General features: G+C 53.1%; 13 protein-coding genes. 10 read left to right on the top strand and 3 right to left on the bottom strand.

The window, feature by feature from the left end:
* The first annotated feature begins 189 nt into the window (after positions 1 to 189).
* From HW115_RS08715 to atpC, 9 genes are all read left to right on the top strand, one after another.
* Positions 190 to 1,593 (top strand): YiiX/YebB-like N1pC/P60 family cysteine hydrolase, encoded by a 1,404-nt coding sequence (locus HW115_RS08715; protein ID WP_178932237.1) that lies wholly within the window; start codon positions 190 to 192, stop codon positions 1,591 to 1,593.
* 121 nt (positions 1,594 to 1,714) lie between these two features.
* Complete coding sequence (gene atpB / locus HW115_RS08710) at positions 1,715 to 2,602, top strand: F0F1 ATP synthase subunit A (RefSeq protein WP_178932236.1); 888 nt, start codon at positions 1,715 to 1,717, stop codon at positions 2,600 to 2,602.
* Between the two features lie 101 nt (positions 2,603 to 2,703).
* On the top strand, positions 2,704 to 2,901 hold the full coding sequence (locus HW115_RS08705) for an ATP synthase subunit C-like protein (RefSeq protein WP_178932235.1): 198 nt from the start codon (positions 2,704 to 2,706) through the stop codon (positions 2,899 to 2,901).
* 87 nt (positions 2,902 to 2,988) lie between these two features.
* On the top strand, positions 2,989 to 3,537 hold the full coding sequence (gene atpF, locus HW115_RS08700; RefSeq protein WP_178932234.1) for a F0F1 ATP synthase subunit B: 549 nt from the start codon (positions 2,989 to 2,991) through the stop codon (positions 3,535 to 3,537).
* A gap of 39 nt (positions 3,538 to 3,576) precedes the next feature.
* Complete coding sequence (locus HW115_RS20060; protein ID WP_178932233.1) at positions 3,577 to 3,969, top strand: F0F1 ATP synthase subunit delta; 393 nt, start codon at positions 3,577 to 3,579, stop codon at positions 3,967 to 3,969.
* A gap of 57 nt (positions 3,970 to 4,026) precedes the next feature.
* On the top strand, positions 4,027 to 5,559 hold the full coding sequence (gene atpA / locus HW115_RS08690; protein WP_178932232.1) for a F0F1 ATP synthase subunit alpha: 1,533 nt from the start codon (positions 4,027 to 4,029) through the stop codon (positions 5,557 to 5,559).
* Positions 5,560 to 5,625: 66 nt separating this feature from the next.
* Positions 5,626 to 6,507, top strand: a complete 882-nt coding sequence (atpG, locus tag HW115_RS08685; protein WP_178932231.1) for an ATP synthase F1 subunit gamma — start codon at positions 5,626 to 5,628, stop codon at positions 6,505 to 6,507.
* An 80-nt stretch (positions 6,508 to 6,587) separates the two neighbouring features.
* On the top strand, positions 6,588 to 8,009 hold the full coding sequence (gene atpD / locus HW115_RS08680) for a F0F1 ATP synthase subunit beta (RefSeq protein WP_178932230.1): 1,422 nt from the start codon (positions 6,588 to 6,590) through the stop codon (positions 8,007 to 8,009).
* Positions 8,010 to 8,117: 108 nt separating this feature from the next.
* Positions 8,118 to 8,534, top strand: coding sequence for an ATP synthase F1 subunit epsilon (atpC, locus tag HW115_RS08675; RefSeq protein WP_178932229.1), 417 nt, complete (start codon positions 8,118 to 8,120; stop codon positions 8,532 to 8,534).
* Positions 8,535 to 8,961: 427 nt separating this feature from the next.
* On the opposite strand, the gene HW115_RS08670 is transcribed toward atpC, so the two are convergent.
* From HW115_RS08670 to HW115_RS08660, 3 genes are all read right to left on the bottom strand, one after another.
* Positions 8,962 to 10,377, bottom strand: coding sequence for a B12-binding domain-containing radical SAM protein (locus HW115_RS08670; RefSeq protein WP_178932228.1), 1,416 nt, complete (start codon positions 10,375 to 10,377; stop codon positions 8,962 to 8,964).
* 183 nt (positions 10,378 to 10,560) lie between these two features.
* Positions 10,561 to 16,671, bottom strand: a complete 6,111-nt coding sequence (locus HW115_RS08665; protein ID WP_178932227.1) for an alpha-2-macroglobulin family protein — start codon at positions 16,669 to 16,671, stop codon at positions 10,561 to 10,563.
* 212 nt (positions 16,672 to 16,883) lie between these two features.
* The gene (locus HW115_RS08660) at positions 16,884 to 17,648 is read right to left on the bottom strand and encodes an IclR family transcriptional regulator (RefSeq protein ID WP_178932226.1); all 765 of its coding nucleotides are present in this window, start codon (positions 17,646 to 17,648) and stop codon (positions 16,884 to 16,886) included.
* Between the two features lie 209 nt (positions 17,649 to 17,857).
* On the opposite strand from HW115_RS08660, the gene HW115_RS08655 reads away from it, so the two are divergent.
* Complete coding sequence (locus HW115_RS08655) at positions 17,858 to 18,817, top strand: glycosyltransferase family 4 protein (protein ID WP_178932225.1); 960 nt, start codon at positions 17,858 to 17,860, stop codon at positions 18,815 to 18,817.
* The last annotated feature ends 72 nt before the right edge of the window (positions 18,818 to 18,889 follow it).

Genomic DNA, 18,889 nt, shown 5'->3' with positions numbered 1-18,889 from the left:
ACGGAAAAGCTTTTCCCATAAATAGATGATTATGTAAAGTTAAATAATCATCTTTTTTCCTAGTATTTATGCGACTTCCAGCGATTTTTTTCTTGCCAGATTCGAATAGTTGATTAGCTTAATCGCTTGTTTTTCAGTAGGTTTCAAGTGTTAGATATTGTTAGAGTTGGCCTTTTTCCTTGATAATCAATGGTTGACGAGGATTTTGGCTTGTGGCAGATAGGTGACATGCAGAGGAGTGCGGATGAGGCGATTCGGAATTCGGCGAGGTCGGTCAGAGCGTTGGTGATGGCGGCGCCGACGCGTGAGATGATTGATCGTGAGTTACGGGATGCCGAGGCTGCGCAGCAGCGGGGGTATTTTTTACCTGATGAGGATGAGCGGGTGCGGGCGATGTTTGCGCGGTATTTGGGGGTGCGGGTGTTGATGTTGGAGGCGATTGATGCGATGCAGCCGGTGTATGGCATGGTGGATGGTCGGACGGGGGATGCGGATGAGCTCGGAGTGGAGGTTTGGCGGCAGTGTTTGCGTGCGTTTGTGGTGGGGTTTACGGCTGCATCGGTGTTGGTTCGCATGGGGACGTATGTGGTGGATTTGGCGGCGAAACGGCCGGTGGTTTGGAAGAAGCTGGACGAAGCGGAGTCGGGCTGTGGGATTCCGCGTAAGAGTTTTACCGAGGTATATAAGAAACTGGGTTCGACGCGCCGGATGTGGAGATTTCACGAGGCTTTGTTGTTTTGTGAAGTCCACAAGGATGACATTATCGCGATGGCGGATGATGAGGTGGTGGGAGAGTTGGTCCCGCTGTTGCGTGCGGAAGAGCCGTTTTTGCAATACCGGAAACGCGATTACCTCAAACGTAAGCTCGACTATAGTCTTCACTCGTTTGTCCGGCGTCACGTATCGGGGTATCAGCAGGTGATGTTTCACATGTTCAAGCTGAGTGGGAGTACCATAGCGGAGTTGAGGCAACCCTTTGTTAAGCCGATGGGGCAGGGGAAGCGGGTGACGCCCGAGGTGATGAGGCGGGTTCGGCCATTGATGGAGCCTGGGGATGTGTTGGTGACGCGTCACGATGATGCGATGAGCAATCTGTTTCTCCCTGGCTATTGGCCTCATGTAGCGCTGTATATTGGCTCGGTGGAGGAGCGGCAGGAACTCGGGGTGCCATGCGTGTCGTCACGAGTGGGTGAATGCTGGTGTTGCCGGGATGAAACCTGTTTTCTAGAGGCAAAAAAAGATGGCGTGTTGTTCCGTCCCATGGACGACACCATGCAGGTGGACGCCTTGATGGTGTTGCGGCCAAAGTTGGGCCGGAAGGATTTGAGTGAAGCCTTGCAGCGGGCGATGGCGCATGCGGGAAAACTCTACGATTTCAGCTTCGATTTTTGTATGGCTGAGCGCTTGGCTTGCACCGAGCTGATTTACCGCGGATTTCATAGTGTCGGTCCGATACGTTTTACCTTGGAGCGGCATAGTGGAAGGATGTGTATATCGGCGGAGGATCTGATCGGGCAGGCCTTGGATTCGGGTGATTTTGAAAAGGTGTTTGATTATGGAGTTGCTGGTGATGATGTTAGAATGTTGCAATAGAAAAACAGGCACTGACCGGATTATGACAAATACACCGCACATTTTTTCACAAATAGACTTGCGAAGCCTCGGTCAAAACGATATAGCCCCCGCCCACCGACAAAGGTTCGGCACACGATCCATGGCATTTCGCTCTCTCATATCGACACTTTTTTTTCTTCTTTTTCTACCCGGTGTAGCAAGTGCCGCCGGAGAAGCGCATGTGTTGCCTCTGAAGGCTGAATCGCCATTTGATGGCACTCCGTTTTTCTGGGTGACCAACTCGATGATCATGGTCTGGATTGCGGCCATTTTGATTTTCCTATTTTGCAAGGCTGCGACTAAAAAAATGGCGATGATTCCCACCGGGATTCAGAACTTTGCCGAGTGGTTGATTGAGTCGCTGTATGATTTCTTTGGCAAGATCCTCGGGGATCATCTGGTGAAACGCACCTTTTGGTTTTTCGGTGGCACCTTTTTGTTGATCGTGACGGTGAACTATCTGGGATTGATTCCGGGTGTCGGCACCATTGGTCGCTATGATGAAAATGGTCACTGGGTTGGGTTGTTGCGTGGTGGTAACGCGGATCTTAATATGACTGCTGCCATGTCCTTTACCTTTGCAATTCTCTGGTTCTACTGGGCGCTGACCGAGAACAGCCTGAAAGATTTCCTCGCCCACATTTTTGCACCCAAGGGGGATTTCAAGGGAGCCATGAAGGTGGGGATGATTGTGATTTTCTTCCTGGTGGGTATTCTCGAGGTGGTTTCCATTGGTATTCGTCCGATTGCGTTGACCTTCCGTTTATTTGGTAACATCTATGGTGGTGAGCAGACCTTGGAGGGTTTGGCGTATCTCGGTAAGACGGGGATTCACGAGTGGTTGGCATTTCTGCCTGCTCTTCCCTTTATGTTCATGGAATTGCTCGTCGGTCTGGTGCAGGCGCTGGTCTTCACTCTGCTGAGTGCGGTCTTCCTCAAGCTGATCTGCGAACACGACGACCACGGTGAGCACGCCGAAGAACACTAAATTTTTCAATAACACTTCAACAACACTTTTGGAGTCTGACCATAGCAAAGACGGTGGGGGCTTTCGAAAACAACACAAACAACAAATAACCAACTAATATTATGGGATTCACTAAAGCATTCGCAGTTGCCCTTGCAGCCCTTGGTTGCGGACTCGGTATCGGAATTCTCGGCTCCAAGGCCGCTGAAGCAACCGGACGTAACCCCGGAGCCTCCGGTCAGGTTCTGACCATCGCCATTATTTTGGCCGCTCTCATCGAGGGTCTCTTCATTATCACCGTGTTCGCCGCCGGTCTTTAATAGGAGCGATAAAAACATCACCAGTCAGGGTGTCGCCACCCGTTTTGCGGCGGCACCCCGACTTTAAAAACCACTTCCACAAAAAACATGATCAATTTTACAACATTTTTGGCAGCGGCCACGGACGCCGGTGCAGAGCAGGGATTTTTTGACACCTTCGGAGTGCATCCGGCTTTGTTGACTGCTCAGTTCATCAACTTTGTCATCGTGATTTTTGTGCTGAAGAAATTCGCCTTCGGTCCGGTCCAGCAGATGCTTGAACAGCGACGCGCACGTATCGCTGAAGGTGAAGAAAAGCTGAAGCGCATTGAACAGCAGCTCGCTGAAAGTGAGCAGCGCACCCAGGAAGCCTTGGATGAAGCCAATGCTTCGGCTCAACGCCTGATCAACGAAGCCAAGGAGAGCGCTGCGGCCCTTTCCGAGAAGAAGGCCCAGGAGGCCGTGGCTTCAGCCCAGCAAATCCTGGCCAAGGCCGACGAGGCCGCCAAAGCAGAGCGCAAGGCAATGTCTGCCGAGCTCAAGCAGGAATTCGGTCGATTGGTGGCTGCAACAACAGCCAATGTCACCGGCAAGGTGCTGACCGATGTCGATCAGAAACGAATCAACGACGAGGCCCTCACTGCTGTCGAAAGCTAGTCTCCCGCGCACTGATAACCATTTAACGGATAACGCACAGTGAAAGTTTCCAAGGACGCAGCCCGTGACGCCAGACGGATTTTCCGTCTCTGCACAGCGGAAGGCAGAGTAGACGAAGAGCTTCTTCGTTCAGCCATCCAGAAAATTGTGGATCAAAAGCCACGGGGCTACCGCGGAATCCTTCATGCCCTGAAGCGTCTGGTGCGTCTGGACGTCGAAAGCCGCCGCGCGGTGATTGAAAGCGCGGTCGAGCTTGATACTCCGACCCGGGTTCAGATCGAGAAAGATCTGACGCAAACTTACGGTGAAGGTTTGAGTTTTGTTTACCGCACCGATGCCTCCCTTTTGGGTGGTCTGCGTATTCGAGTCGGTAACGACGTGCTCGATGGCAGTGTGCAATCGCGCCTCAACCGCCTCGCTGAAGCATTCTAAAATCCATTTTTTCAATTTTACCCTATTTTTAACAGCCAACTTCTAAATTAACTAGCCATGAGCAGCATCCTCCAGGAAATCGAAGAACAAATCGCCAACGTTTCATCGTCGGTGGAAAAAAGCAACGTCGGAACGGTCCGTGAAATTGGTGACGGTGTCGCCCGCGTGGAAGGTCTCAGCGATGTGCAACTCAACGAGATGATCGACTTCGGCGGCGGCCTGTTCGGTCTGGCCCTCAACCTTGAGGAAGGTGAGGTCGGTGTGGTGCTTCTCGGTGATTCGACTCATGTCGCCCAAGGGCACGAGTGTAAGACGACCGGCAAGCTGCTTTCCGTTCCCGTTGGTGAAAACATGCTTGGTCGTGTTGTTGACAACCTTGGTCGGCCGATCGACGGCAAAGGTGAAATTGAAGCTGCCGACGTTTACCCTGTGGAAAAAATTGCTCCGGGTATCATTAAGCGGAAGTCGGTTTCGGTTCCTGTGCAGACAGGTATCATGGCCGTTGATGCGATGATTCCGATTGGTCGTGGTCAGCGTGAGTTGATCATTGGTGACCGTTCGACCGGTAAGACCACCATTGCTGTGGATGCCATGATTGCCCAGGCTCAGCAGAACAAGGCAGCCGCTGAAGGTCGCCTGAAGGATCACAAACCACTTTACTGTATTTATGTCGCGGTTGGACAGAAACGTTCCAACATCGCCCGGACCATCCAGACCCTCGAAAATGCCGGGGCCATGGAGAACACCTGTATTGTTGCCGCCTCCGCGTCTGACTCCGCAGCTAACCAGTATCTCGCTCCTTACACAGGTTGTGCGATTGGTGAGTATCTGATGGATCAGGGTAAGGATGTGTTGATTGTCTTTGATGATCTTTCCAAGCACGCTGTGGCATACCGTCAGGTTTCCTTGATTCTTGGTCGTCCTTCCGGTCGTGAGGCCTTCCCTGGTGATGTGTTCTACCTGCACAGCCGCTTGCTTGAGCGCTCCGCCCGCCTATCCGAGGATGCTGGTGGTGGATCCATGACCGCTCTGCCGATCATTGAAACCCAGGCCGGTGACCTTTCCGCTTACATTCCAACCAACGTGATTTCCATCACCGACGGTCAGATTTTCCTCGAAACCGACTTGTTTAACCAGGGCATCCGTCCTGCGATTTCGGTGGGTCTTTCGGTTTCCCGTGTGGGATCCGCAGCGCAGACCAAGGCCATCAAGAAGGTGTCCGGAACCACCAAACTCGATTTGGCGCAGTTCCGCGAACTTCAGGCATTTGCCGCCTTCGGCTCTGACCTTGATGAGGCTACCAAGTCCAAGATCAACCGTGGTCAGCGGATTGTTGAACTTTTCAAGCAGGGTCAATACAGCCCGAAACCTCTCGAGGTGGAGGTGGCCGTGCTCTGGTCCATGCAGAACGGATACTTCGACGATGTCGATGTCGACCGTATCAAGGAGTGTCAGAATGCACTCGAAGAATTCTTTGCCAACCGCAAGGCTGACTTGCTGCAGTTGATTGCCGATGAGAAATCTCTCACCGATGCGGTGGTTGATGGCTTGAACCAGGCACTCAAGGACTTCAAGACCAGCTGGAAATAGAGAACCGACTTCCCGGAATCTTCCGGAATCCATCATCATTGATAACTCGTAACTGATAACGAAACCGTGGCCAACCTTCGCGACATCCGCCGACGTATCAAGTCGGTCAACAATACTTCGCAAATCACCAAGGCGATGCAACTTGTTGCATCTGCCAAGATGAAAAAAGCGCAGGATCAGGCCTTGTCCAGTCGTGACTACGCGTTTGAATTGCTGCGATTTGTCGCCGATTTGCGCGGCACCGCAGACGAGGAATGCCACCCACTGCTCGGTGATCCGGGTGAGGGGCGCGAACTCGTGCTTGTGGTCAGTACCGACCGCGGTCTCTGCGGTGGCCTGAACACCAACTTGCTCAAAAAACTTCGCGCCGAAGTCAGTGAGGACGCCCACTTTGTGACCGTCGGTAGCAAACTGCGTCAGCAGCTGCAACGGACCGGTGGTGAGATTACCGCTGACTGGCAAGTCAAGGACCCCGTGCCCTTCCAGGATGCGCGTCCCATTGCCAAGCTGTTAACCGAAAAGTTCCTTTCCGAGGATTACGGCAAGGTGACCATCGTCTACAACCGCTTTGTCACGACCTTGACCCAGGAGCCGCGGGTCGTGCAATTGTTGCCGATTGATCAGGAACTCGTCGCTTCTGTCTCCGCCAAGTACCAGAAAGAAACGGACAACATGGAGCCGGCTGCCAGTTTCGACTACGTTTTCGAGCCGGATGTCGACTCGGTGCTCGAGTCCCTGCTGCCATTATTCATTAATTACATGGTCTATCAGGTCTTGCTTGAATCCCGTGCGTCCGAGCACTCGGCCCGGATGGTAGCCATGAAGGCCGCCACCGACAACGCCAAGGAGATCGTCAAAGATCTTACCCTTGAATACAACAAGGCGCGTCAGGCCGCGATTACGGCTGAGCTCCTTGAGATCACAACGGCCCAGAAAGCCATGGAATAATCGCTGAACCAAGCCCATTATTTCACCCATTTTTATCTATCATTTTTTAAATAACAACTTCAACCCAACCACCAAACCTAATGTCCAACAAAGGAACTATCGTCCAAGTCATCGGTGCTGTTATTGACGCCGATTTCTCCAAGGCAGATCACTTGCCAGCCATCTACAACGCACTGGAAGTCTCCTATGAGCTCTACGGTGAGCAGACTACTCTCGTACTTGAGGTGCAGCAGCACCTTGGTGACGGCTGGGTCCGCACCGTGGCCATGAGCACTTCGGATGGTCTGAAGCGGGGTATGGAAATTCTCGACACCGGAGCCCCTATTTCGGTGCCTGTCGGTAGTGGCGTGCTGGGACGCATTTTCAACGTCACCGGTGATGTTGTGGATGAGCGGGGTGACGTTACTTTTGAAAAGAAATACCCGATTCACCGTCCAGCGCCATCACTCGTTGAGCAGGCGACATCGGCTGAAATTCTCGAAACCGGGATCAAGGTGATCGACCTGATTTGCCCATTCACCAAAGGTGGTAAGGTGGGAGCCTTCGGTGGTGCCGGTGTGGGTAAAACCGTGGTGATCATGGAGTTGATCAACAATATCGCCAAAGGCCACGGTGGTTATTCCGTCTTTGCCGGTGTGGGTGAGCGGACCCGTGAGGGTAACGACCTGTATGAAGAGATGTCCGAGGCCGGCGTGATCGACCAGAATGACCTTTCCAAGTCGAAAGTGGCCTTGGTCTATGGTCAGATGAACGAGCCTCCAGGAGCCCGTCTCCGGGTTGCCCTTTCCGCACTTGCCATGGCTGAATATTTCCGTGACGAAGAAAACCAGGACGTGCTGCTCTTCGTCGATAACGTGTTCCGATTCTCCCAGGCAGGATCCGAGGTGTCCGCCCTTCTCGGCCGCACCCCGTCCGCTGTGGGATACCAGCCAACCCTCTCCGAGGAAATGGCCGCCCTGCAGGAGCGAATTACCTCCACCAAAAAGGGATCCATCACCTCGTTCCAGGCGGTGTATGTGCCGGCTGATGACTTGACCGACCCCGCACCCGCCAACACCTTTGCCCACCTCGACTCCACCGTGGTGCTTGAGCGTGCACTCGCTGACATCGGTATTTACCCAGCTGTGGATCCTCTGGCATCCGTATCCAGCGCGCTCGCTCCCGACGTTGTCGGAGAAGAGCATTACCGCGTCGCCCGTGGTGTCCAGGGAGTGCTTCAGCGCTACAAGGACCTGCAGGACATCATTGCCATTCTCGGTATGGACGAGCTCTCCGATGATGACAAGTTGACCGTGCACCGTGCCCGTAAAATCCAGCGATTCCTTTCCCAGCCGTTCCATGTGGCTGAGATCTTTACCGGAACCCCCGGTGAATACGTTTCGACTGAAGACACCATCAAAGGTTTCGACGAAATCCTTAAAGGAAACTGTGACCACGTTGCTGAAAGTAACTTCTATATGAAGGGCGGACTCGACACTGTGGATCTCGGCGAGGCCAAGTAAGGTGAAGATGGCTCGTGCCCAGTTGGCAGGAATCAGAAAACCAGCCGGGCACTGAATGTCATTTGATTCTGAATACTGAACACTTCTAACGAACAAACTTTAAAGACCATGCTCCAACTCGAAATCGTCACACCCGAGAAAAAAATCTACTCCGGTCCGGTCCATGATGTCTATCTGCCCGGATCCGAAGGGGAGATGGGTGTGCTCGAAATGCACGCCGCACTGGTGACCTCACTGGTTCCTGGCGAACTGCGTTACACGGTGGACGGTAAAACCGAGGCGCTTGCCGTCGGAACCGGTTTTGCCGAAGTCACTCAGGAGCGGGTGCTGGTTCTGACCGACATGGCAGCAGGTGAGGCTGAGATTGATGAAGCCGCCACCGAGGCTGCGATTGAGCGGGCCCAGCAGCAGCTCGACCAACTCGACCACGACCACGACCTCGAGGAAGTCGCCATGCTCGAAGCCGCTCTGGCCAAGTCCTTCGCCCAGCTCAAACTCAAGGGCAAATACAAAGGGCTTCAGTAGGAGATTCATCCAACCCGATCGATTTCAAAACCCTCAAGGTGCTTCACGGCCCTTGAGGGTTTTTCCTCATTGGTATTATTCCTAACTGACCTTTGCATTGTGTAGATAGATTGGGAATGACAGAAATAGCCATAATGCCATTTGATCAGTTAAATTGGCTGAATGGCACTGAAGGTTTTCGATTTTAACTAGGCGCAATGAAGGCGCATAGCGGGCTATGCAACCGACGCGCAACAACGGTAAAATCTAAAAGATTCAGTGCCCCCTTGCCATTCAGCTTGCTGACTGACTCATCATCTTAAACTCAAACCATTCTGCCAATTTAACTGGGAGGATGGTATAAGTCATACCATTGAACTGGGAGAAGGGGATAACTCTTTGAATCCAGCCCTCGTTCGAAATGGCTTGGGTGATGCCATGTCAGGGTTTACGGGGTAGAGGGGCTTGTTATGGTTATCGGACGGGTTGACGCTGGTGCTTGCCGCGGGGTAACTTTGGCGAGAACTGTTTCTAACAGTGGAGTCATGAGGTTTAATTTTTTCATTTGGATGGCAAGGTTCCAGAGTGGCTCAAATTTTTTCCATCCGCTGGTGTAGAAGAAATGTTTAAGTTGATGTTTTGCTGATCCGTGGAAGAGGCTGGCTCTGGTGATGGCACTCCACCGGTAAAACTCACGGTAAGATTGGCGGTACCCTTGTTCGAGTTGTGGGCAGCTCATTTTCATGGGCTGGTAGGTTGCATGCCGGGTGTCGAATAAATCCCAGTTATGGGTCAGCATGCGCTTGGACTGTTCCATTTTTTGGTAAAATGCGGTGCCTGGGTACGGGGTTGCAATGTGAAAGGTGGATGTGGTGATACCCGCTTCGATAGCCCAGTCAACCGTGTGTTGAAACACGTTGGGGTCGTCGTCATCCAGTCCGAAGACAAAGCTGCCGTTGATCATGATGCCCAGATCATGCAGTCTGTTCGTGAGTCGCTTGTAGTCCCTCCCCAGATTTTGCTTTTTATTGCTTTGTTTTAGGTTGTTAGGGTTGAGGCTTTCAAAGCCGACAAAGACACTGCGTAATCCGGCTTCTGCGGCGAGATCAATCAGATCGCCGTCGAGGATAGAGTTGACGGTGGCGGCGCCCTGAAAGATCCGGTTCATCCCCTTCATGTTGTTGAAGAGGTCTCTGGCAAATCGTTTGTTGCCCAGTAGGTGGTCGTCGAGAAAATAGAGATGTCTGCCGGGGAGGCGTTCGATTTCCTGCAGTGCATCGTCGAGTTGTTGGGTATAAAATGATTTTCCGCCACGATAAAAAGCGTCTTTGTAGCAGAAGTCGCAGTGATGGGGGCAGCCGCGGGTAACAACGATGGAGTTGGGTACGAGGTAACGCTTTCTATCGATGAGTTCACGGCGGGTAGGTGGTGTGTTGTTCAGAGTTCTCTTGTTTGAAAAATACCTTTCACGTGGCTGGTTGTTTTTCAGGTCTTCTAAAAACCGGGGGAATGCCTCCTCAGCAGGGCCGAGAATGATGGTATCCGCATGCTGTTGTGCCTCGTCAGGAAGTGAGGTGACATGCAGTCCGCCAAGGATGACATAACATCCTTTATTGCGGTAGTGATCGGCAATTTGATAAGCGCGGTAGGCATTGGTGATATAGACTTGGATGGCAACGACATCCGGGCGGTCGTCCAGACTGAGTGCTTGCACGTGCTGGTCGATGATTTCAGCTTCGTACTCAGGGGGGAGATAGCTCGCCAGCGTGGCGAGACCAAGCGGAGGAAAGAGCGAGTATTTGATGGGGCGCCAAAAAGGGCTTTCGGCTTCGGTCAGCGAAGGAAGGATGAATTTAAATTTCATAGTTCTGCCCGATAAGGTGTCAGCCGAGTGTGAAGAAGGAATGAGGTGCTTGTGAAAATTAGATGAATTTTCACTCCCTTTGCGGTAGATCAAAATGATTTACCAACGGCTTACAAGGATGAGTCAATCGTTTTGGTTTTCTCGGGCTAATCTTGTTGTTTTCTGGTTTTCGATGAAAGGAGCTTACCGATCTTTCACCTGGATTTTGATCTCATCCGAGTTGGCTTTGAGTTCGGGGGCATACATGGCTTCGGCCTGAGTGGGCAGGGCGCTGAAGCGGCCTGGGATCTCGGCGCGAAGGCGGTAGCTCAGGCTGTGTTCTCCGCGTGGTAGTCGGCGGACGAAAAAGGAGGTCTTTTCATGATGCATTTCCATGTAGGCTCCCATGCCGTTGTTCGTGTAACCACTGCGCATCTCGACGGCTTCCAGACCGGCCGGCTTCCAATCGTTAAACATCAGGTATTCGTAGTCGTTTTTACTGTGGATGTGCAGCTCGACCTCGACGAGATCGCCGCTGACTAACACATCTTCGGACTTCAGTGGGATTCGTTTGTATTTTTCGATTTTGTGTTCCACGACCTGACCCTCGGTTCCGGCGGTGGTTTCACTCGCGTCGATGCGTTCCAGTTTGTAGTAAGCGCGATCGACCTTGACTTCGAGTCCGGTTTTTTTGATGTTGTCCTCTTTGGTGAACACCGTGAGGTAGGCGTTGGTGTAGAGTGGACCGGTTTGATTGTCCGGCCCCTTCCGGCTGACTTCGACCAGGTGTGTGCCGGCGCTGAGGGCATCACCGTTGATCACCACCTTGTTGTCATAACTGAAGAGGTTTTCTTTGTTGATCGAAACGGTTTTGATCTTTTTGCCATCGAGACTGACGGTGATTTCGGCCTCGGGATGGTTTTCTCCACTGGCCCGCATGTAGTCGGCGATGGCCTCGATGCAGTAGGCGGTGTCCCGGGTGGATTTCCAGTAGGTGGCATGTTTACGGTTGTTGATCAGATACTTCACCAGCCCTCGAGCTTCTTTGCTTTTGGCTTGGGTGGCAGAGAGTAGTTTCAGGAACCAGGCGTGGGCCTCAATTTCTGATCCATACCAGAACCACCAGTAGCCTTCGTTGCCGAGTTTGAGGTGGGCCGATTGGTTTTCTTCGTCGTAGACGAGAAATTGCATGATGTTACGGATCAGGGCGTCTCGTTTGGCTTCATCTTTGGCGAGATGGCAAGCCATACCCGCGAGCGACTTGGCATAAACCGAGAGATGATTTTTATCGCGGAAGAGATAGCCCAGCATCTCTTTGTTGGCGTGGCCAGCTTCGGCAAGCACCATTCGGACCAGAGCATCGCGAGCATCGGCGTATTGTTTGGTGTGTTTCTTCCGCTTTTTCCACATCCGGATGTGTTCGCTTTGGGTGGCTTCGTATTGTTGGAGCCACTGGATGCCGTCGTTGAGCATACGTTCCGGGATCTTGGCATCGTTTTGTTTGGCGATAAGCAGGCCATGCACCACGACCGCCGTAGTATGAGGGTAGGCGCGTTCTCCGTATCCCGAAAACCACCCCCAGCCACCGTTGCCGAGCTGCATTTTACCGAGTTGATCGACACCTTGTCGGGTCATCTTGGCCACTTCCTGAGCATCGAACACGGGGTTGCGTTGCCAGCGTTTCCACTGGGCCATGCGGGTTTTGTCATCTCCGATTTCCTGCGGATTGAGGTTGGCACGTTTGTTTTTGACGTCTTCGAGATTGATCCCCATTTCACGGATCAGTTTTTGAGTGATCACGGTGGGCACAAAGCGGTTCAATGTTTGTTCGGTGCAGCCGTAGGGGTAGTCTGCGAGGTAGGGGAGGGCGTCCACGATACTTCCGGCAATCGTCGGTGAGTAGCGGATTTCGAGTCGGCTCTGATCTGGACGTCGCTCGGCAGGGACTTCGATCGTGATCTTGGTCTTGCTTTCTTCGGGGGCGATCACACGGCTCCAGGCTGACTGTTTGAGAATGCCGTGCACGTAGACCGGAAAGCGCATCTCCATGGCGTCGGAGTCGTCAGGGGTGATGACCTTCATTCGCACCACGGCCTCTCCTTCGTTGAGCACCTGGCAACGCCAGTCGATCCTGGCTTCGTCACCGGCTTTGATGGTTTGTTTTTGAGTCAGTGGCGAGTCGCTTCGGATGGTATCTCCCTCCAACTCGAGTGAGACCGTGGCTTGTTGGTCGGTTTTCAAATCGTTGTGGACCACAGCGCTGAGCACGACTTCATCTTTTTCGACAAAAAACCGGGGTGCTTGCAAGCGGATGATCAGGTCCTTGCTGGTGATCACTTCAGCAGTCCCTTCGCCAACGCGTGTGCCGTGGCTCATGGCCCAGGTTTTGATTTTCCAAGTGGTCAGGTTGTCAGGGAAGGTGACCGGAATTTCGGCGACCCCCTGGGCATCGGTCTCGACGGCGCCTATCCACTTGACCAGATCGGCAAAATCCTTGCGGATCATAACGGCGGGGGCATCGGCAGCGCCTCCGTCGCTTGCCCCGCTACCACTAAAGGAGTCGTCAGAGGCCATGTCGGCGGACGCCTCCATGGCCACAGCTGGCGCGGGGGCTGCTAGGGGCATTGCTCCAGAACGCAGGCTATTGTTTTTCCTCATGACGCGCCCGAATCCACCCCCCCCGCTTCCGGCACTATTGGAGTATCCGAATTCGGCATCCGCGAGTGAGTGGCCAAAGACGCCAAGGTTGCGCATGGATTCGGTTCTTCGTTTCAGCACGTTCGGTTCGTAGTGAGAGAGCGAGTCGTGAAATCCTCCGCGGAAGTGCCGTTTCCATTTCCAGAAGTGAGATTTGATGTCGCTGATATTACTGCCTCCTGAGATATACTCGATCGACTTATCATAGATCGTGAGTGCGAGTGATCCTTCGACTGGCTCGCCCACTTGATCGGTGACGCGGACTTTGACTTTGCCTTTGGCCCTTGGTTTGTAACGTGATTCGTTAGGGATGACTTCGACTTTGAGAATGCGTTTTTCAGGTGGTACGATGATTTCGCGCACGGCCGTGTGGACCTTGGCATTGGAAACGGTGGCGGCTTCGACAAAGAAATTGGGCATGTCTTTTTTAGTGACGGGGATCTCGACCACGCTGCTTTGCCCCTGAACTTTGACAAAGCGATGGGACTGCCCACCGCGCAATGAGAGGAGCACGGTGCTGTTTGGTCGTTTGGTTTGGATCAGTAATTGAACCGTGTCGCCATCGATGTAGGTGCGCTTATCTGTGATCAGTTCGATATCGGAGAAAGGAATGGGGCCGCCGGCTTCGTTTGCTGCTTTGTCTCCGCGGACCGTGAATAGGATAGCGCCTTCGATCTCTCTTCCTTTGTCATCTCTCATGATGGCCGCCAGACGGAATTGTCCAGCGTGTTGGACTTGAAACTTGAGCTGGCCGTTACGTTCGCCTTCGGTGGTTGTTTGCCAACGTTGAATTTCCTTTTCTTCCACTTTTTCTTTCTTGATGTGGATTTGATAGAGAACAAATTGGCCCTTGGTATTGACTGTTTTTCCATCGGCACTTCGGCAGGCTACGTTTGCCTGGATAGCTTGACCGCTGCGGGCGTATCCGCGGTCAAGCCAGACGCTGACTTGGTAGGGTTTTCGGGCAGCGATAACCTGTCCTGATCCTACAATCATGCGTCGTGAGGCATCCACGACCTCGGCAGTGATGCTGTAGCGGTGGTCGGTGTCACTGTGCATGGTTTTGGCCAGAGTGGTGTCGACCTCGACCTTGACCGTGCCATCGGCTCCGATGTCGAACTCTTGCTCGAGTATCATTTCCGGGGCTTCACTACCTCGGTGCCACCAGGATGGCCGGGGGCAGAAGCAGCCCCAGGACTTCCAACCTGGAAACCACGGACGTTCGACATCGAACCAGCCGTAGCCGTTGCCATAGAGCCAGTCCCAACGTCCGGCAGGGAACCAGAGGTCGTTGTGGCGGTTGCGCGTGACCTTGACCTTGACCTTGGCGTGAGTGACGGGGGCCCCATGGTAGTAGCGTGCCTTGACCGTTGCTTTGAACGTTTCTCCCAGTATGACGGGGTCGGTCGGGGCATCGATACTGACTTCGTATTCCGGTTTTTTGTATTCTTCCACCTGAAAGCTGTGGTAGCCGATGTGCCTCTTATTGTGTGTGAGTCTGACCCGGTAAGTGCCGAGTTTGGCTTCTTCGGGGAGGTCAAGTTTGTATTCAACACCACCGTAGGTATCGGCTTCGAGCTTGTGGTCTTTGATGAGGTCGTTTCCGGCGGCGTCACGGATGTGCAGTGTGAAACTGGTTCCGGCGTAGGTGGATTGGTCGCCGAGATCGTAGCGAGCTTCTCTCACCCAGAATTTACCGAAGACGGTTTGTTTCGGTTGATAGACTGGTCGGTCTGTGATGCCAAAAGACTTGAGCGCCTTGAGGGTGCTTTCTCCGTAGTGGTGCTGTCGATAACGCGAGAATCCGAGCAGGCAGGTGCCCAGATCGGATGAGCCTCGAACCATCCATTGGTAGTTCGTCCCAAGATCTGTCTTGGTCAGCATCAGGGAGCCATCATCGCCTGTGGTTTTAGTGAAACGCTGGCTGAGGACGTCATACTTGCGAAATCGACTGGGTTCCTTGCGGTACTTTTGTTGATAGCCGAAAAATTCAAGCGTCGCTGAAGGAACCGGCTTGCCGGTGACGGCATCGGTGACAAGGTAAAGGGTTCCGTTTTTTAGGCTTTTACTGATGATGACCTGGGAATCGATCCAGATGACGGTGTGGCTGCTTACCCCTTGATCAAGGTTCGCTGTGACCAGATACGCTCCGGGTTTGCTGACGGGCACGCTGAGGCTTTTGCGGGTGTCCCAGTGTTTGGGGCGGGGGGTGAGGTCATGACTGCGACGGGCGATCTCTTTGCCAACGTATTTTTTGCGGGTGTCATTGACGACCTGTTCACCGAGGTTGCTCCAATTCATCAGGTCCCATTTGAGTTTGCTTGGGTTGCCTTCGATGTACTTCCACAGGTTATCCACCATGTTCCGGGTGTCAATGGGGCGAACGGTGAGTGTGACGGACTTCGCATTGCGGAAAACATAGTCGAGCTTGGCCTCTTTGCCTGCGGCGAATGAGCCAGAGCTGGTGTCGAAGCGTCCCCAGTCACCGGTGATGTGCTGCAGCCTTTTTTTTCTGGTTTTGTTTGAGTTGTTTTTCGGGAACCGTTCCAAGGTATCGATGAGCAATTGAGCTGCCCGGTCGTGTTGGCGGCGGTTTAGGTAAATACCAACTAGGTGGTCAGCGGTGTAGGGGTCGCGTGTGCTGAGGTCTTGATAGATCTTGATGAAATTTTGGTCGTCAGGCAGCTTGAAGCGTTTTACGCCACTGGCAAGTTTGGCGATGGTTTCATCGTCCTTGAGCGTATGCACTTGGAGAATGCCTTTCTGTTCATTTTCTTCATTGCTTCGGTGGAACCATGAATAGGAAGCGAGTGTTTGGACGCCAAACTGGCTGTGGAGGAAATCAGCCCATTGTTTGATGACGATATCTTTTTGTCCGGCGTTGATCTGGATCTGTTGGTTGAGTGCCCAGCGCCAGCGTTCTCCATCGTTGGTGGCGGCCTGCCAGGATTCGGGGATGGAATAGAAAAGCGGGGTTCCATCGGGACGGACGGGTGCACCCTCCGGGTTACGGCCACCATACCCCCAGCGGTCACCTGTTCGGTAGTCGGGGAGTTGATCGAGATTGCTGAGCTCTTGAAGCTTCCACGATCGCCGCCCGGTTCGATTGTAGGCGGATGCTTCCGCAAGTCGCTGGTAGCTGACCCCAGTGGGCTTGTCTGCCTGTTTGATTGAGCTGAGCAGCAACTGAAGTGCCCGGATGCGATCTCTTTCCGTCGCGTCGGCATAGAGGTGGTCACCTCGATGGGGGCCGCGTTTGAACTCGCCTGCGATGATCGAGCCGTCGTGGGCGTTATAGAGGTAGCGGACGGCTGCCAGACGTAGTAAGCTCGGGTCATTGGGGTGGGTGGAGACCGCTTGTTCACGGACCTGGTCGAACTCGTCGATGCGTTTAAGTTTGTCCAGACAGACCTCTGCACGCTCAAGGTCTTGCTCGGGATGCGGGTTGTCTGCTTGCTTGATGAGCTTTTGATAAATCGCCAAGGCTTCCTTGTAGTTTCCTTGTTTTTGGAGCTTTTGGGCCTGGTTTCGTGTGACCTGATGCTGAGTTACCGCATGGGTCGGCAAGCACAAAAGACCGAAGAGAATAGCCAGGCTGGCAGTGATATGGATGGTCATGATGAATAGAGTGGTTTCTATTTATGACACATGAAGGGGGCTTTTCTTAGCAAAAAAGATGAAGTTTCTACAATGTTACAGCCGTCAGCCGGTGTGCTTCTACGGTTCTGGGGAAGGGGCATATGAAACATGGGGGTAAGAAAAAAGACGACCCTGAGGGATCGCCTTTTCGAATGTCTGATTGAGGTCTACCGCCTTGTTTGATTTATATGTTAGACCTTGCCCTGGTACCCTAGCTGAGAGGAAAGTTGCTGAGAAGCTTTTTTCAGTTGTTTGGCCAGTTCGGGGATGCGGGATTTGGGGAAACGGGAGTCGGCGGAGGAAATCCCAAGGGCTCCAATGACTTGCCCCAGCGAGTTGTAGGCCGGCACGCTGATGCAGCGGACGTTATCGTGATATTCGATATCATCGATAGCGAAACCTTGGCTTCGGACCTGTTCGAGCTCCGGGAGCAGGGATTCCTTGCTTTTATGGGTGTTGGGCGTTCGCGGGGTGAACTCGATCCGATTCAGCAGGTGTTCACAGGCTTGGGGTGATGAGTGGGCCAGCAGGACCTTGCCCGAGGCAGAGCAATGGATATCAATGAGAGAACCGGTCCTGCGCGCCACTCGGAGCGCATGTGGGCTGTCACAGACTTCGATGAACAGGGCGTGGGTTCCGGAGAGAATCGCAAAGTGAGAAGATTCCTGAGTGCGGTGGGTCAGTTCCTGCAGTACGGGGACACAGAGTTGGCGTTCCGGGATATGGGAAATCATCTGCAGGCCGAGATTGATCAGGCGGTGACCGACTGAGTAGTTTTTGCCCATGGCGACAACCATGCCTTCTTCTTCGAGCGTTTTCAGGATGCGGAATACCGAGGTGCGCGGTAGTTCCAGCTCCTTGGCAATTTCACTGGCTGTCATCGCCTTGCGGGTGGATGTCAGCAGTTGGAAGATGGAACAGGTGTTGGCGATGCTTGGAATACGGTAGCTGCTCATAGATGGTCGGGTTAATTGAGTTAGGAGGTTGACAGAAGATACGCCGGGGGGAAGAAGATTTATTCATATATGGAGAAATAAATTTGTATTTGGATGATGGGGCGATGAAAGCTGCTTGTTTTTGAGTTTATTTGCCCGGGAGTGATGCCGTCTACTTGTCAAAACGTGTTCTTGTCAAAGCGAGCATTGGCGTGAATGCTGTATGGGTCATGACGGACGTTTTGATTCACTCTCCTTTTCCTCGACAGGATAGTCAGGGGAATACGACTTCGGCACTGCGCTTGCAGCGCATGTTGATGGAATCCGGTATGGAGGTAGCGTTGGAGGATGTCTGGTACAGTGGGGTGGAAGCGCGCTGGATGGTGGCTTTGAATGCCCGGCGCAGTGCGGGTGCCGTGGCGGAGTTTATGGATGCATGTCCTCGTGGCAGGGTTGTGGTGGTATTGACAGGTACCGATATCAATCATCCTGAAGTGCAGGATCCGGAATCGGACACTTGCAGGACGATGAAGCTGGCGGATCGCCTGGTGGTGTTGCATGAGGCTTCCCTTGCTGCGGTCCCCAAAGATTTTCGGGATAAGTGTGTGGTGATCCACCCCAGTGTTCAGCTTCCTCATGGGCTGCAACACAAGCCCCGGCGTGGAGAGCTTTTTGAGGTGCTGATGGTTGGTAATATCCGACGCGAGAAAAATCTGCCCTTAGCGATTGAGGCCTGTCGGCTGCTACCGCAAGATGCGGGTATCGTCGTCAGAGTGTATGGCGATGCCGAGGGGGATTTGGCCAATCGCTTGATGGAGGCGACGGCCGGTCCTTTGCCGTTTCAATGGAGAGGGAAAACTGACCATACGTCATTGATGGAGCTAATGGCGACTTCGGACCTTTTATTGAACACGTCCACCCAGGAAGGTGGAGCCAATGCCATCTGTGAAGCCCTTGGGATGGGACTGCCGGTGTTGGCGAGCCGGATTTCTGGCAATGTGGGGATGTTGGGTGACGATTACGAAGGTTTGTTTCCATCGGAGGATGCCGGTGACTTGGCTGAAATGTTGAGCCGTTGCGCTGAAAATGCAGTTTTTTATCAGCGGCTGAAATTACAGGTGTGCGCCAGATCGGATCAATTTATGTATCAAAAGGAATCCGAGTTGTGGACTCAATTGATCTCCTGTTGATGCTAACCGGGTGGTGCTTTGTTTCGTCTCGATCAAAATGGCTCCTTCAGTGGTAGGAGGATTGGGGATGTC

The organism is Oceaniferula marina (assembly GCF_013391475.1).
GTDB lineage: Bacteria > Verrucomicrobiota > Verrucomicrobiia > Verrucomicrobiales > Akkermansiaceae > Oceaniferula > Oceaniferula marina.
Note: the sequence above shows the minus strand (reverse complement) of the source record. Positions and strands in the feature narration are given on the sequence as shown.

Coding starts and splice junctions, on each gene's coding strand:
- HW115_RS08715 (WP_178932237.1), top strand. CDS start 190: ATGGTTGACGAGGATTTTGGCTTGTGGCAGATAGGTGACATGCAGAGG.
- atpB (WP_178932236.1), top strand. CDS start 1,715: ATGGCATTTCGCTCTCTCATATCGACACTTTTTTTTCTTCTTTTTCTA.
- atpC (WP_178932229.1), top strand. CDS start 8,118: ATGCTCCAACTCGAAATCGTCACACCCGAGAAAAAAATCTACTCCGGT.
- HW115_RS08670 (WP_178932228.1), bottom strand. CDS start 10,377: ATGAAATTTAAATTCATCCTTCCTTCGCTGACCGAAGCCGAAAGCCCT.
- HW115_RS08705 (WP_178932235.1), top strand. CDS start 2,704: ATGGGATTCACTAAAGCATTCGCAGTTGCCCTTGCAGCCCTTGGTTGC.
- HW115_RS08655 (WP_178932225.1), top strand. CDS start 17,858: ATGACGGACGTTTTGATTCACTCTCCTTTTCCTCGACAGGATAGTCAG.
- HW115_RS08665 (WP_178932227.1), bottom strand. CDS start 16,671: ATGACCATCCATATCACTGCCAGCCTGGCTATTCTCTTCGGTCTTTTG.
- atpD (WP_178932230.1), top strand. CDS start 6,588: ATGTCCAACAAAGGAACTATCGTCCAAGTCATCGGTGCTGTTATTGAC.
- atpA (WP_178932232.1), top strand. CDS start 4,027: ATGAGCAGCATCCTCCAGGAAATCGAAGAACAAATCGCCAACGTTTCA.
- HW115_RS08660 (WP_178932226.1), bottom strand. CDS start 17,648: ATGAGCAGCTACCGTATTCCAAGCATCGCCAACACCTGTTCCATCTTC.
- atpF (WP_178932234.1), top strand. CDS start 2,989: ATGATCAATTTTACAACATTTTTGGCAGCGGCCACGGACGCCGGTGCA.